Raw genomic sequence first — 13884 nt, 5'->3', positions numbered from 1 at the left:
CCTGCGACGGCTATGACCTCGAACGACGTCCCCGCCTCCACCGGTGGCCCCGCCGGGCGCCGGCGTGCGCTCGGACGTGGACCCGGGGCAGCGCCGGCGCCCGCCGAGGAGTTCGTTCCGCCCCCTGTGGAGGGCGCCCCCGAACGTGGACCCGAGCCCGAGCCCGAGCCGCCTGCGGCCGATCCGTCCGCGCCGGCGACGGGCTCGCCGGCGGTGGCCGTACCGCCGGCCCCGGAGCCCGAGCGGCCGCTGCGCGCGGCGCCCGCGTCGCCCGCCGGCTCCGCCGGGGCGGGTGACGAGCCCGGTGACGGCGTGTTCAAGGTGCGGCTCGCGAACTTCGAGGGGCCGTTCGACCTGCTGCTGCAGTTGATCTCGCGGCACAAGATGGACGTCACCGAGGTGGCGCTGTCCCGCGTGACCGACGAGTTCATGGCGCACATCCGGGCCATGGGGCCGGACTGGGATCTCGACCAGACGACCGAGTTCCTGGTCGTCGCCGCCACCCTGCTGGACCTCAAGGCGGCGCGGCTGCTGCCCACCGCCGAGGTCGAGGACGAGGCGGACCTCGCGCTGCTGGAGGCACGGGACCTGCTGTTCGCGCGGCTGCTCCAGTACCGCGCCTACAAGCAGATCGCGGACATCTTCAACACCCGCCTCCTGGAGGAGGGCCGCCGCTACCCCCGTACCGTCGGCCTCGAACCGCAGCACGCCGCGCTGCTCCCCGAAGTGGTCATCACCATCGGGGCCGAAGGATTCGCCACGCTCGCCGTGAAGGCGATGCAGCCGAAGCCCACGCCACAGGTGTACGTGGATCACATCCACGCACCGCTGGTCAGCGTGCGGGAGCAGGCCGCGATCGTGGTCGCGCGGCTGCGGGAGCGGGGGGAGGCGAGTTTCCGGGACCTCGTCGAGGACACCGACGACACCCTGACCGTCGTCGCCCGCTTCCTCGCGCTGCTGGAGCTGTACCGCGAGAAGGCCGTGGCACTGGACCAGGAGGTGGCCCTCGGAGAGCTGCTCGTGCGCTGGACGGGCGGGGACGGCGAGGAGCAGCCGAGGGGGACGGACGAGTTCGACCGGCCTCCGGAGGACGCCGAGGAGGAGAAGAAGGCGTGAGCGAGCAGCACAGCGAGTCCCCGGCCGGGCCGGGCACCGTCGCCGGTCTCGATCTGCGGCCCGCCCTGGAGGCCGTCCTCATGGTCGTGGACGAGCCCGCGACCGAGGAGCACCTCGCGAAGGTCCTGGAGCGGCCCCGGCGGCAGATTGCGGACGCGCTGCGGGAGCTGGCCGACGAGTACACCGTCCAGGGCCGCGGCTTCGAGCTGCGGCTGATCGCCGGCGGCTGGCGCTTCTACACGCGGCCCGCCTACGCGGCGGCCGTCGAACGCTTCGTCCTCGACGGCCAGCAGGCCCGGCTCACCCAGGCGGCTCTGGAGACCCTCGCGGTCGTCGCGTACCGCCAGCCCGTCAGCCGTTCCCGCGTCTCCGCGGTCCGCGGAGTGAACTGTGACGGCGTGATGCGGACCCTCCTTCAGCGGGGTCTGGTGGAGGAGGCGGGCGCGGAACCCGAAACAGGTGCGATCCTGTACAGGACGACGAACTACTTCCTGGAGCGAATGGGCCTGCGCGGCCTGGACGAGCTCCCGGAGCTCGCGCCCTTCCTTCCGGAGGCGGACGCGATCGAGGCTGAGACGCTGGAAGGGGTTCCGTCGTTCGATCCGGACGCACCGGACCCAGACGCAGACGACACGACGACGACGGAACTTTGATGCGAAGCAGTGGCAGCGGCAGTGGCAGGAACAGCGGGCGCGGCAACCCCCGCGGGACCGGCGGGGGCGGCAGCGCCCGCGGCGGCGGCGACCCCCGCGGGGCCGGTGGGCGTGGCAACGCCCGCGGAGCCGGTGGAGGCGGCGGCGCCCGCGGGGCCGGCGGGGGCGGCAGCGCCCGCGGGGCCGGCGGGAGCAGCGGCGCCCGCGGGAGCGCCTCCCAGCCCAGGAGCGGAGCGGGGCGCGACGACAGGCCGAAGCGCGAGGGCAGGCCGCGTCCCGAGGAGCGCCGCTACGACGTAGGCCCCGGCGCCTCCCACGAGGGCCCGAAGTCCGGCCGGGGCAACGGCGCCCGCGGTGGCGCCAAGGGCGGCCCCAAGCAGAGCCAGCAGCGCGGCGGCCGTACGGCTCCGGCGCGCTCGCGCGAGTACGAGGCGCGGGCCGAGGAGCGCAACCGTGAGCGGTACGCCGGCAAGCCGGACGTGAAGCCGCCGAAGACGTTCCCCGGGGCCGAGCAGGAGGGCGAGCGGCTGCAGAAGGTGCTCGCGCGTGCGGGCTACGGTTCGCGGCGCTCCTGTGAGGAGCTGATCGAGCGGTCGCGCGTCGAGGTCAACGGCGAGATCGTCGTCGAGCAGGGCATGCGGGTCGACCCCGAGCACGACGAGATCAAGGTCGACGGACTGACGGTCGCGACGCAGTCGTACCAGTTCTTCGCGCTGAACAAGCCCGCCGGTGTGGTGTCGAGCATGGAGGACCCGGAGGGCCGCCAGTGCCTCGGCGACTACGTCACCAACCGGGAGACCCGGCTCTTCCACGTGGGGCGTCTCGACACGGAGACCGAGGGCATCATCCTGCTCACCAACCACGGAGAGCTGGCGCACCGCCTCACCCACCCCAAGTACGGCGTGAAGAAGGTCTACCTCGCGCACATCGTGGGCCCCATCCCGCGGGACCTCGGCAAGCAGCTCAAGGACGGCATCCAGCTCGAGGACGGGTACGCGAAGGCGGACCATTTCCGCGTCGTCGAGCAGACCGGTAAGAACTACCTGGTCGAGGTGACGCTGCACGAGGGCCGCAAGCACATCGTGCGCCGCATGCTCGCCGAGGCCGGCTTCCCGGTCGACAAGCTCGTGCGCGTCGCGTTCGGGCCGATCACCCTGGGCGACCAGAAGTCGGGCTGGTTGCGCCGCCTGTCGAACACCGAGGTCGGGATGCTGATGCAGGAGGTCGACCTCTAGTCACCCCGCGTCACCGCGTACTCCTCGGCCGGCCCCGGAACTGTTCCGGGGCCGGCCGACGCGTTCGTGCGGTGCGGACCGGGCCGGAGTCGATCTCCGGCCGGCGAACCCCCGAAGCCCCGAACCCCTGAACCGCCGAACCCCGAGCGCTCCGCGGAATCGGTAGGGCCATGGGGCTTGTGGGGGCCACGTCCCCGCCTTTATGGTCGTACTGACTATTAGTCGTCCTGACCATTGGTCGTGCCGACCAGGAAGGGGGCGGGCGGACGTGCGTGCGCAGGAGGGCAGGGCACCCGGCGGCAGGGCACCCGAGGGCTACGACAAGTACGCGTTCGAGCCCTTCGCGGTCACCGTCGACCTCGCCGTGCTCACCGTCCGCGCCGGCGCGCTCCAGGTCCTCCTCGTGGAGCGGGCACAGGAGCCGTACCGGGGATGCTGGGCGCTGCCCGGGGGGTTCGTGCTCCCGGACGAGTCCGCGGAGACCGCCGCCCGGCGCGAACTCGCCGAGGAGACCGGACTGTCGGACGTCTCCGGACTCCACCTGGAGCAGCTGCGGACGTACAGCGAACCCGGCCGCGACCCGAGGATGCGGGTCGTCTCCATCGCCTTCGCCGCGCTGCTCCCCGACCCGCCCCTGCCGCGGGGCGGCGGCGACGCATCCCAGGCCCGGTGGGTGCGCTCCGACGCCCTCGGCCCGCTCGCCTTCGACCACGACCGGATCCTCGCCGACGCCCACGACCGGGTCGGCGCCAAGTTCGAGTACACCTGTCTCGCCACGTCCTTCTGCCCGCCCGAGTTCACCCTCGGAGAGCTGCAGCAGGTCTACGAGACCGTGTGGGGCACGGCCCTCGACCGGCCCAACTTCCGGCGCAAGGTCCTCGCCACGCCGGGCTTCGTCGAACCGGTCCCGGGCGCCGCGCGCCTGACCGGCGGCCGCGGGAAACCGGCCGCCCTCTACCGCGCGGGCGGCGCCACCGCCCTGCACCCGCCCCTGCTGCGCCCCGCCTCGGAAGGACGGAACCCATGACCACCACGACGCTCGCGAAACGCGCCGCCACCGGCTCCCTGATCGGCCTCGCCCTCGGCGACGCGCTGGGCTCCCCGACCGAGTTCAACGACGTGCCCGCCATCCTCGCCACGTGCGGCCCGTGGCGAGAGATGGACCTGCCCAGGCCCGCCCTCGTCACCGACGACACCCAGATGACGCTGGCACTGGGACGCGGGCTGCGTACGGCGATGGACCGCGGGCTGCTCGAGCCCAAGCGGCTCGAGCGGGCCGTGCGCGGGGAGTTCGTGGACTGGTACCAGTCGCCCGACAACAACCGCGCGCCCGGCCGCACCTGCCTCGTCGCCTGCGATCTCCTCACGTCGGAACGACGCCCCTGGCAGGACGCCAGCCAGGTCCAGTCCAAGGGCTGCGGGGCGAACATGCGGGTCGCGCCGCTCGGTCTCATCCGCGGACTGAGCGACGAACAGCGGGCGGGCGCCGCCCAGCTGCAGGCGGCGCTCACGCACGGACACCCGACGGCGCTCGCCGCCTCGGACCTCACCATGCACGCGGTACGACTGCTCGCCCAGGGCGCCGAGCCGAAGGGGCTGATCGGCCTCCTGCGCTCCTACGCCTTCGAGAACCGCGGCCGCTATCACGAGCGGTGGCTCGGTGACCTGTGGACCCGCGGCCAGGACCCGACGCCCGAGCGCTTCATCGCGCGCGGCTGGGACGAGTGCCTGGACGTCCTGGACCGCCTCCGGCACGCCGTGCACACCGTCTCCCCCGAGACCGATCCCTGCCTGGCCACCGGGGAGGGCTGGATCGCCGAAGAGGCGCTCGCCACAGGCCTGTTGTGCTTCCTGATGTTCGTCGACGAACCCGTCACCGCGCTGCGCCGGGCCGCCTGCACCTCGGGCGACTCGGACTCGATAGCGTGCCTGGCCGGCGCCTTCGCGGGCGCCCACCACGGCTCGGACGCCTGGCCGCGGGAATGGGCCGACCGCATCGAATACCAGAGCGACCTCATGTCACTGGGAGCGCTCTGGGACGCTTGAGGCATGAGAGACGTCCTGGAACTCGATCTCGGCCCCGTGGTGGCGGAACAGCCCGACCCGGTGCTCTTCGCCACCGTCAGCGGAGCGCACCTCTACGGCTTCCCGTCGCGCGACTCGGACGTGGACCTCCGGGGCGTCCACCTGCTGCCGACGGCCGCCCTGGTGGGCCTGCGCGAGCCGGAGGAGACCCGGTCCCGGATGTGGGACCGGGACGGCGTCGAGATGGACCTGGTCACCCACGACCTGCGCAAGTTCGTCCGCCTGATGCTGCGGCGCAACGGCTATGTGCTGGAACAGCTGCTCTCGCCCCTGGTCGTGCACACCAGCGACGCGCACCGGGAGCTGGCCGCGCTCGCACCCGGCACCCTGACCAGCCACCACGCCCACCACTACCGGGGATTCGCGACGACGCAGTGGCGGCTCTTCGAGAAGACCGGCGAACTGAAGCCGCTGCTCTACACGTTCCGGGTGCTGCTCACCGGCATCCACCTAATGCGCAGCGGTGAGGTGCAGGCCGACCTGCCCACGCTCGTCGGGCAGGTGAGGGCGCCCGCGTATCTGCCGGACCTGATCGCGGCGAAGGCCGAACGGGAACACGGAGCGGCGGACGTCGACCGCGCGCGGGTGAGGGACGACGTGGAGAAGCTGCACGCCCGGCTGGACGAGGCGCAGGACGCCTCAGAACTGCCCGACGCCCCGTCCGTCCACGACCTCCTGCACGAGTTCGTCGTCCGGGTGCGACGGGAGGGCCTCGGGGACGGCCCGCAGGGCTGAGGCACGGCGGGTGCGGACGAGGAAGTCCTCGACGCGGGCGTGGTCCGGCTCGGCGGGCAGGGGGCTGCGGGTGGCCGCCTCGTCGGCCTCCGCCGCCAGGCGGGACATCCAGGCCTCGAAGCGGGCCCAGGAGACCTCGCCGCGCCGCACGGCGAGCAGCGGCTCGCGCTGGTCGCCGACGTCGGTCGTCAGGGTGCCGGTGCGCAGGAGGTCGCGGGAGGCCATGAGGAGACGGAGCAGGTGCATGGCGTGCTTCCAGCGCGGCACCCCGTGCCCGCGCACGTCCGCCTCCAGCTTCTTGTACTGGCCGAGGGCGTAACGGGCGAAGGTCTCGTGCACCTGCCGGGACAGGAACGCCCCGCGCAGGGCGAGCAGTTCGCGGCCGGTGTCGTCGACGTGCTCCACCAGCGGGGAATGCAGGCACTCCAGGATGTTCGGATTGGCGCGCAGGGCGAGGGAGCAGAAGCGTTCCAGCTCCCAGCTGAACTGTTCGTCCGCCGGCCCCTCGACATGGGTCGGGGGCTTGTCGAAACGCCAGAACAGCGGAGTCGGGGCGAGGAACACGCCCCTGCGGTCGGTGTCGCTGCCGTCCGTGGCCAGACCGAAGGCGCGCGAGCCCATCACGCAGGCGTAGATCGTGTGGTCGCGTACCAGGGCCTCGGAGTGCATGCCCCGGAGCGTACGGGCCGTCCCCGCCCCGGCGAATCGAATTTCCCGTCCCCGTGATCCTCTTCGCGGGGAGCCCGGGCCCACGGCGCCGGGCGGGCCGGCGGGCCACGGCTGCGAGGTACGTCCGGCGCGGAAGTACCGGATCGTCCGGCCGTCTCGGCAGGCGGGCGCCGCGCACCGACCCGGCGCGGGCTGACTACGCTGGTGACACGACGTGTACGCAGATCAGCGAGGAGCATCACCGTGGCGGTACGAGCGGTCCGGGGCGCCGTCCAACTGGAGCGGGACGAGGCCGGCCACATGGACGAGCAGGTCGGCGAGCTGCTCACCGCGGTCCTCGAGCGGAACGGCCTCACCACGGACGACCTGATCAGCATCTGGTTCACCGCGACGCCCGACCTGCACAGCGACTTCCCGGCCGCCGCGGCCCGCAAGCTCGGCATCGTCGACGTGCCGCTGATCTGCGCCCAGGAACTGGACATCGAGGGCGCGATGCCCCGGGTGGTGCGGATCCTCGCCCACATCGAGTCCGACAAGCCCCGCGCCGACATCGCGCACGTGTACCTGGGTGCCGCGGGCGCGCTGCGCAAGGACATCGCCCAGTGAGGACCGCACTCGTCCTCGGAACGGGCCTCATCGGTACGTCGGCCGCGCTGGCGCTGACCGCCCGCGGAGTCGTCGTGCACCTCGTCGACCGGGACCCGGAGCAGGCCCGTACGGCCGCGGCCCTCGGCGCCGGCACGGACGAGGCGCCGGACGGGCCCGTCGACCTCGCCATCGTCGCGGCACCGCCCGCCCATGTGGCGGCGACCCTCGGCGACGCGCTCAGGCGGGGCGTGGCGCGCGGCTACCTCGACGTGGCCAGCGTCAAGGGCGGCCCGCGCCGTGAGCTGGAGGCGCTCGGCCTCGACCTCTCCTCGTACATCGGGACGCACCCCATGTCGGGCCGGGAGAAGTCCGGCCCGCTGGCCGCCACCGGGGACCTCTTCGAGGGCCGCCCCTGGGTCCTGACGCCCACCCGCGACACCGACACCGAGGTGCTCAACCTCGCCCTGGAGCTGGTGTCGCACTGCCGTGCCGTGCCGGTCGTCATGGACGCGGACGCCCACGACCGGGCCGTGGCCCTCGTCTCCCACATGCCGCATCTCGTCTCCAGCATGGTCGCCGCGCGCCTGGAGCACGCGGAGGAGGCGGCGGTACGGCTCTGCGGCCAGGGCATCCGCGACGTGACCCGCATCGCGGCCTCCGACCCCAGGATGTGGATCGACATCCTGTCCGCGAACCCGGGCCCGGTCGCCGACCTCCTCGCCGACGTCTCGGCGGACCTCGACGAGACGGTCGAGGCGCTGCGCGCCCTTCAGTCCTCCGACGAGTCGAAGCGCCGGGTGGGCGCCACCGGCATCGAGAACGTCCTGCGCCGCGGCAACGCGGGCCAGATCCGCGTGCCCGGCAAGCACGGTTCCGCCCCGCGGACGTACGACGTCGTGGCCGTCCTGATCGACGACCAGCCGGGCCAGCTGGCCCGCATCTTCGCGGACGCGGGCGCGGCCGGGGTCAACATCGAGGACGTGCGCATCGAGCACGCCACCGGTCAGCAGGCCGGTCTGGTCCAGCTGCTCGTGGAGCCGAAGGCGGCGCCGGTGCTGAGCGCGGCCCTGCGCGAGCGGGGCTGGGCGCTGCGGCAGTAGCCGCCCCCGCCCCGCGGGGCGCGGTGACGGGCCGGCCGCGGGGCGCCGGGACGGGCCAGTAATACGGGGTCCGCGGAGCCAGTAACCTTGTGCGGGGCGCCCTCGTGCCCCGCACAGACCTCCACCACGCACCAGGAAGGTGTCCCCACCGTGGAAAACGGCGCCGCCCGGACCGCCCCGGCAGTGATTGTCGCCATCGACGGCCCCTCCGGCACGGGCAAGTCGAGCACCTCCAAGGCCGTCGCCGCGCAGCTGGGGCTCAGCTACCTGGACACCGGTGCCCAGTACCGGGCGATCACCTGGTGGATGGTGAACAACGGGATCGACATCACCGACCCCACGGCGATCGCCGCCGTCGCCGGGAAGCCGGAGATCGTCTCCGGGACCGACCCGTCCGCGCCGACGATCACCGTCGACGGGACCGACGTCGCCGGCCCGATCCGTACCCAGGAGGTCACCTCCAAGGTCAGCGCGGTCAGCGCGGTGCCCGAGGTCCGGACCCTGATCACGGAGCTGCAGCGCTCGATCGCCGGCACCGCGGAGCGCGGCATCGTCGTCGAGGGGCGGGACATCGGCACGACGGTGCTGCCCGACGCCGACCTGAAGATCTTCCTCACCGCGTCCCCGGAGGCGCGGGCCGCCCGCCGCAGCGGCGAGCTCAAGGGCGCCGACGTCGACGCCACCCGCGAGGCACTGATCAAGCGGGACGCGGCCGACTCCAGCCGCAAGACCTCCCCGCTCGCCAAGGCGGACGACGCGGTCGAGGTGGACACCTCCGACCTCACGCTCCAGCAGGTCATCGAGTGCGTCGTCACCCTCGTCGAGGAGAAGCGGGCCGCGAAGTGAGCCGAGCCCTCCCGGCGCAGGCGCCGTCCGTCCGCGGTGCCGAGGTCGGCCGCCGTATCGGCGTCGGTCTGATGTACGGCCTGTGGAGGCCGCGCGTCCTCGGCGCCTGGAGGGTGCCCGCGACCGGGCCGGCGATCCTCGCCGTGAACCACTCGCACGCCATCGACGGCCCGATGGTCATGGGCGTGGCGCCCCGGCCCACGCACTTCCTGATCAAGAAGGAAGCGTTCGTCGGACCGCTCGACCCGTTCCTGCTCGCCATCGGGCAGGTGAAGGTGGACCGCACCACCACCGACCGCACCGCCGTCACGCAGGCGCTCGGCGTCCTCCACGACGGCGGCGTCCTCGGTATCTTCCCGGAGGGCACCCGGGGCGAGGGCGACTTCGCCTCGCTGCGGGCCGGGCTCGCGTACTTCGCCCTCCGCGGGGGCGCACCCGTCGTCCCGGTGGCGGTGCTGGGAAGTTCCGGCGGGAGAAGCCGGTTGACGAAGGCGCTGCCACCGCTGCGCAGCCGGGTCGACGTCGTCTTCGGCGACCCCTTCGAAGCGGGCGACGGCAGCGGACGACGGACACGCAAGGCGCTGGACGAGGCGACCCTGCGCATCCAGAAGCAGCTCAGTAGGCACTTGGACCACGCCAGACGTCTCACCGGACGCCCGACGCGATGAACGCCGGGCGCCCCGCCGAGCGATGGGCGACACTTGAGTAGTGGATCACCCGGCACCGGGCGTGTCCACCGATCACCACGATGAACGACGAGGTACGCACTTCATGAACGACCACATCCAGCCCGAGGGCTCGGCCGAGCACGAGCACGGGGCGCTTGGCGATGCCGAGTACGCGGAGTTCATGGAGCTCGCCGCGGAAGAGGGCTTCGACATCGAGGACGTCGAGGGCGCCCTCGACGCGGCGGGCCACGGCCCGCTGCCCGTCCTCGCCGTCGTCGGCCGCCCGAACGTCGGCAAGTCGACACTGGTGAACCGCATCATCGGCCGCCGTGAGGCCGTCGTCGAGGACAAGCCCGGCGTCACCCGTGACCGGGTCACCTACGAGGCGGAGTGGGCGGGCCGCCGCTTCAAGCTCGTCGACACCGGCGGCTGGGAGCAGGACGTCCTCGGCATCGACGCCTCCGTGGCCGCGCAGGCCGAGTACGCGATCGAGGCGGCCGACGCGGTCGTCTTCGTCGTCGACGCGAAGGTCGGCGCCACCGACACCGACGAGGCCGTCGTGCGCCTGCTGCGCAAGGCCGGGAAGCCCGTCGTGCTGTGCGCCAACAAGGTCGACGGCCAGAGCGGCGAGGCCGACGCCTCCCACCTGTGGGCCCTCGGCCTCGGTGAGCCGCACCCCGTCTCCGCGCTGCACGGCCGCGGCACCGGTGACATGCTGGACGCCGTCCTGGAGGCCCTGCCCGAGGCGCCGGCGCAGACCTTCGGCGGCGCCGTCGGCGGCCCCCGCCGCATCGCCCTCATCGGCCGCCCGAACGTCGGCAAGTCGTCCCTGCTCAACAAGGTGGCGAACGAGGACCGGGTGGTCGTCAACGAGATCGCGGGCACCACCCGCGACCCGGTCGACGAGCTGATCGAACTCGGCGGCGTGACCTGGAAGTTCGTCGACACGGCGGGCATCCGCAAGCGCGTCCACCTCCAGCAGGGCGCCGACTACTACGCCTCGCTGCGCACGGCCGCCGCCGTCGAGAAGGCCGAGGTCGCCGTCATCCTCATCGACGCGTCCGAGAGCATCTCGGTGCAGGACCAGCGCATCGTCACGATGGCCGTCGAGGCGGGCCGCGCGATCGTCCTGGCGTTCAACAAGTGGGACACCCTCGACGAGGAGCGCCGCTACTACCTGGAGCGGGAGATCGAGACCGAACTCCTCCAGGTGGCCTGGGCGCCGCGCGTGAACGTCTCGGCGCGCACGGGACGGCACATGGAGAAGCTCGTCCCGGCGATCGAGACGGCGCTGGCCGGCTGGGAGACCCGCGTCCCGACGGGCCGGCTGAACGCCTTCCTCGGTGAGCTGGTCGCCGCCCACCCCCACCCGATCCGCGGCGGCAAGCAGCCGCGCATCCTCTTCGGCACCCAGGCGGGCACCAAGCCGCCGCGCTTCGTGCTCTTCGCCTCCGGCTTCATCGAGCACGGCTACCGGCGCTTCATCGAGCGCCGGCTGCGCGAGGAGTTCAGTTTCGCGGGGACCCCGATCCACATCTCCGTGCGGGTGCGCGAGAAGCGCGGCGCCAAGAAGAAGTGATCACGGGAAAGGGGCGGCTCCTTCGAGGAGCCGCCCCTTTCCCGTGGGTCCCGCCTCAGATCCCCTTGCGGGGCGCGGGCGGCAGCGCCGCCGGTACGTGGTGCATCCCGGTGCCGTGCTGCCGTACGCCCGCCTGCCAGACGGCGGGCGCCGAGGCGGTGTGCGTCTCGTGTGCGCTCCGGTGCGGGTCCGTGTGCTGGCCGCCGTCCTGGAGCGCGGAGTGCGCGCCCGCGCTGTACGAGCTGTACGTGCTGTACGAGGTGTAGGAACTCGCCCCCCGCGGCAGGCTCCCGAAGGGGGTGAAGACCGCCTCCTCCTCCCCGTGGCGGTCGCCGGGCAGCGTCCTGAAGGACCTGACCCACTCCGCGTAGAGCGCGTCGTAGATCGGCGTGGCCGATGGGCCGCCCGGCGGGTCCTGGGCCGGTCGCGCGGACGGGATCGGCTGGAAGGGCCGGCGGCGGGGGGAGTCGTAGGTGTGCACGTCTGTGCCAACGACCCGGTCGCCCAACGGATGCGGTCGCCCCGCCGCTTTCGCAGGTCAACCGTCATGTGGGGCAGCGTGGGGGAGCCGGGGCGCGACCGGTGGCGCCCCGGCTCCCGTCCCGGACGGCTCAGGTGCCCGCGAGCGGCAGGGCGGCGGCGACGAGCAGGCCGCCCGCGGCGGCCCTGTCGAGCGCGTCGCGCAGCAGGTCCTCGCGCGGCTGCCGCCCGATCGAGCCGACCGGGGCTGCGAACAGCAGCACCTGCTGGTGCTTGTTGGCGGCGGTCCGCCAGCTCTCGGTGACCTGGAGCGGCTGGTGCGCCTGCCACCAGGCGACCGGGGAGCCGCCGCCGGTGCCCGGCTGGAGCACCGCGTGCAGCTGGCCCATGGCGAGCAGCACGGACCAGCCGTGCAGCACGGAGGGCGCCGAGCTCAGCTCGGTCACCGGCATGAACCCCTGTTCGATGAGCAGCGGAAGGAAGTCGTCCCCCGGGCCGTTCGTACCCGGGCGGGCGATGGGTCCGGTGGGCTCGACGACGAGCGCCGGGTGCAGCTCGCCGCTGATCAGGACGAGTCCGCTGGTGACGCCGAGCACGGCCTGCTCGGGCGCTGCCTGCGGGGGTGCGGCCTGGGCCGGCGTGTCGTCGGCACCGATGGAGCGGGCGGCTCCCCTGAGCTGCTCCTCGGTGACCTGGACGACCTGGGAGGGCAGGCAGGTGGCGTGGGCGAAGGCCAGGACGGCGGTCTCTTCGCCGATGAACAGGACGGTGCTGGTGCGCTCCTGTTCCGAGTCGCCCGGGGTGCGGCAGGACGTGCAGTCGTAACTGCCCGGGGCGTTCTCTCCGGCGAGCAGCCGGTCGGCTTCTTCGTCGCCGATCTCGGCGCGTACGTCGTCGCTGACGTCGAGCATGCGCGGCACGGGTGGCTCCTCGGGATGCGGTACGTGGCGATGCCGGGTGGCTCCCGGCCCATGAACCGGGGGTCCCCGGCTCATGAAGAAGACAACGGGCGATCCGTGGCCGGGGTCACGCCCGGGGGCGAACGGAATCGAACCGGCCGGCGCGCGGGGTGACATACGCACCGGATGCACTCCTGCCTGCCAACTCCTGGGCGAACAGCGTGAGTTGCGCCGGTCCGGCGAGCCGTCGACCGTCGGGCCGACAACTCGACAAATCCGGACATCGACGTATGTGAGGGCCGACGTGCATTCCGCCGCAGCTCCCGAGGGCGGCCGGCCCGGCCCGCCGGTCCTCCGACCGGGTGGGACCCCGGCCGCCCCCGGGCGCGGTCGGCGGCCCGGCGGCCGTCCGCGGCCTAGCGTGGGCCGATGCTCGCCTCGTCGATCAAGCGCATCCGGTACGCGGCCGCGGCCGCCGCCGCCCTGGCCGTACTCCTCCCGTCGCGGGCGACCGCCGCGCCCCCGCCGTTTCCCGGGCCGCCGTTTCCCGGATCCACGCTTCCCGGATCGCAGGGAGGCCTGTACGACTGTGCGGCGAAGGACTGGCCCTGGGGGTGTCTCGCCGAGTGCGAGAGCAGCGGGCGGTGGCACGCGAACACCGGGAACGGCTTCTACGGAGGGCTGCAGTTCCGGCAGTCCACCTGGAAGGAGTTCGGCGGCCTCGCGTACGCTCCGCGCGCCGATCTCGCCACCCGCAAGCAGCAGATCAAGGTCGCCCGGGAGGTGCTGGCCACCCAGGGGTGGGGAGCCTGGCCGTACTGCTCCAAAAAGTACGGGCTCGCGGGCCGGGTGCATGTGGTGAAGTCCGGGGAGACGCTGTCGTCGATCGCCCGCAAGTACGGCGTCAAGGGCGGCAAGGCAGCTCTCCAGAAGGCCAACGAGCTGATGCTCGGCCCCCATCCCGGCCGGCTGAACCCGGGCACGATGCTGGTCATCCCGCAGGGTTCCGCCACCACTCGGCATGCGGACCGCGAACTCTTCGGGCCCCCGCTCGCGCCCCCGGCCCCCGCGCCCTCGTCGGTGCCGTCCCTCCCCGCCCCGGCGGCCCTGATGCAGGGCGCGGAACAAGGGTTCCCCGATTCGCCTACCGATCGGGCAACTGTTCGGGAACAACACGGTAAGGGGACCCAACCTCTTGATGAACCTCCGGGTCTAACCATGCGGTAGGTGG

The 13884-nt window shown here is 72.9% G+C and carries 15 protein-coding genes; 12 read left to right on the top strand and 3 right to left on the bottom strand.

Annotation, left to right across the window (positions count from 1 at the left end; genetic code table 11):
• Positions 1-12 precede the first annotated feature (12 nt).
• The 6 genes from ACFYP4_RS28495 to ACFYP4_RS28470 all read left to right on the top strand — a co-directional run bounded on the left by ACFYP4_RS28495 (position 13) and on the right by ACFYP4_RS28470 (position 5824).
• A complete protein-coding gene (locus ACFYP4_RS28495) occupies positions 13-1116 on the top strand; it encodes a segregation and condensation protein A (protein ID WP_388789163.1) in 1104 nt (367 codons plus the stop codon).
• Positions 1113-1769 carry an SMC-Scp complex subunit ScpB gene (gene scpB / locus ACFYP4_RS28490; RefSeq protein ID WP_358854122.1) on the top strand — a complete coding sequence of 219 codons (657 nt, stop codon included), beginning with the start codon at positions 1113-1115 and terminating at the stop codon, positions 1767-1769. The genes ACFYP4_RS28495 and scpB overlap by 4 nt, the downstream gene beginning before the upstream one ends.
• On the top strand, positions 1769-3004 hold the full coding sequence (locus ACFYP4_RS28485) for a pseudouridine synthase (RefSeq protein ID WP_388789160.1): 1236 nt from the start codon (positions 1769-1771) through the stop codon (positions 3002-3004). Before scpB ends, ACFYP4_RS28485 begins: the two co-directional genes overlap by 1 nt.
• Positions 3005-3272: 268 nt before the next feature.
• Positions 3273-4031 carry an NUDIX domain-containing protein gene (locus tag ACFYP4_RS28480; RefSeq protein WP_388789157.1) on the top strand — a complete coding sequence of 253 codons (759 nt, stop codon included), beginning with the start codon at positions 3273-3275 and terminating at the stop codon, positions 4029-4031.
• Positions 4028-5050 (top strand): ADP-ribosylglycohydrolase family protein, encoded by a 1023-nt coding sequence (locus ACFYP4_RS28475; protein WP_388789154.1) that lies wholly within the window; start codon positions 4028-4030, stop codon positions 5048-5050. Before ACFYP4_RS28480 ends, ACFYP4_RS28475 begins: the two co-directional genes overlap by 4 nt.
• 3 nt (positions 5051-5053) lie before the next feature.
• Positions 5054-5824 carry a DNA polymerase beta superfamily protein gene (locus ACFYP4_RS28470; RefSeq protein WP_388789151.1) on the top strand — a complete coding sequence of 257 codons (771 nt, stop codon included), beginning with the start codon at positions 5054-5056 and terminating at the stop codon, positions 5822-5824.
• Here the strand turns inward: ACFYP4_RS28470 and ACFYP4_RS28465 are convergent.
• The gene (locus ACFYP4_RS28465) at positions 5729-6493 is read right to left on the bottom strand and encodes a DNA polymerase beta superfamily protein (RefSeq protein ID WP_388789148.1); all 765 of its coding nucleotides are present in this window, start codon (positions 6491-6493) and stop codon (positions 5729-5731) included. The genes ACFYP4_RS28470 and ACFYP4_RS28465 overlap by 96 nt on opposite strands.
• A 243-nt stretch (positions 6494-6736) precedes the next feature.
• Here ACFYP4_RS28465 and aroH point away from each other — a divergent pair, with 243 nt between their 5' ends.
• From aroH to der, 5 genes are all read left to right on the top strand, one after another.
• The gene (aroH, locus tag ACFYP4_RS28460) at positions 6737-7099 is read left to right on the top strand and encodes a chorismate mutase (RefSeq protein ID WP_358854128.1); all 363 of its coding nucleotides are present in this window, start codon (positions 6737-6739) and stop codon (positions 7097-7099) included.
• On the top strand, positions 7096-8181 hold the full coding sequence (locus ACFYP4_RS28455) for a prephenate dehydrogenase (protein ID WP_388789144.1): 1086 nt from the start codon (positions 7096-7098) through the stop codon (positions 8179-8181). The genes aroH and ACFYP4_RS28455 overlap by 4 nt, the downstream gene beginning before the upstream one ends.
• 150 nt (positions 8182-8331) lie before the next feature.
• A complete protein-coding gene (gene cmk / locus ACFYP4_RS28450; RefSeq protein ID WP_358854130.1) occupies positions 8332-9027 on the top strand; it encodes a (d)CMP kinase in 696 nt (231 codons plus the stop codon).
• On the top strand, positions 8985-9695 hold the full coding sequence (locus ACFYP4_RS28445) for a lysophospholipid acyltransferase family protein (protein WP_358854131.1): 711 nt from the start codon (positions 8985-8987) through the stop codon (positions 9693-9695). The genes cmk and ACFYP4_RS28445 overlap by 43 nt, the downstream gene beginning before the upstream one ends.
• A gap of 103 nt (positions 9696-9798) precedes the next feature.
• The gene (der, locus tag ACFYP4_RS28440; RefSeq protein WP_358854132.1) at positions 9799-11274 is read left to right on the top strand and encodes a ribosome biogenesis GTPase Der; all 1476 of its coding nucleotides are present in this window, start codon (positions 9799-9801) and stop codon (positions 11272-11274) included.
• A gap of 55 nt (positions 11275-11329) precedes the next feature.
• Here der and ACFYP4_RS28435 read toward each other — a convergent pair whose 3' ends face one another.
• Together ACFYP4_RS28435 and ACFYP4_RS28430 are read right to left on the bottom strand one after the other, a co-directional pair.
• Positions 11330-11755: a hypothetical protein gene (locus ACFYP4_RS28435; RefSeq protein WP_358854133.1), complete on the bottom strand. Its 426-nt coding sequence runs from the start codon at positions 11753-11755 to the stop codon at positions 11330-11332.
• 130 nt (positions 11756-11885) lie between these two features.
• The gene (locus ACFYP4_RS28430) at positions 11886-12674 is read right to left on the bottom strand and encodes a hypothetical protein (protein WP_358854134.1); all 789 of its coding nucleotides are present in this window, start codon (positions 12672-12674) and stop codon (positions 11886-11888) included.
• A 408-nt stretch (positions 12675-13082) separates the two neighbouring features.
• Between ACFYP4_RS28430 and ACFYP4_RS28425 the strand changes: the two genes are divergently transcribed.
• Entirely contained in the window at positions 13083-13880 is a 798-nt protein-coding gene (locus ACFYP4_RS28425) for a transglycosylase family protein (protein ID WP_358854135.1), read from the top strand.
• The last annotated feature ends 4 nt before the right edge of the window (positions 13881-13884 follow it).

The organism is Streptomyces sp. NPDC005551 (assembly GCF_042871785.1).
Classification (GTDB): Bacteria; Actinomycetota; Actinomycetes; order Streptomycetales; family Streptomycetaceae; genus Streptomyces.
The sequence above is the reverse complement of the archived record's forward strand: the minus strand, read 5'-3'. Positions and strand labels throughout refer to the sequence as shown.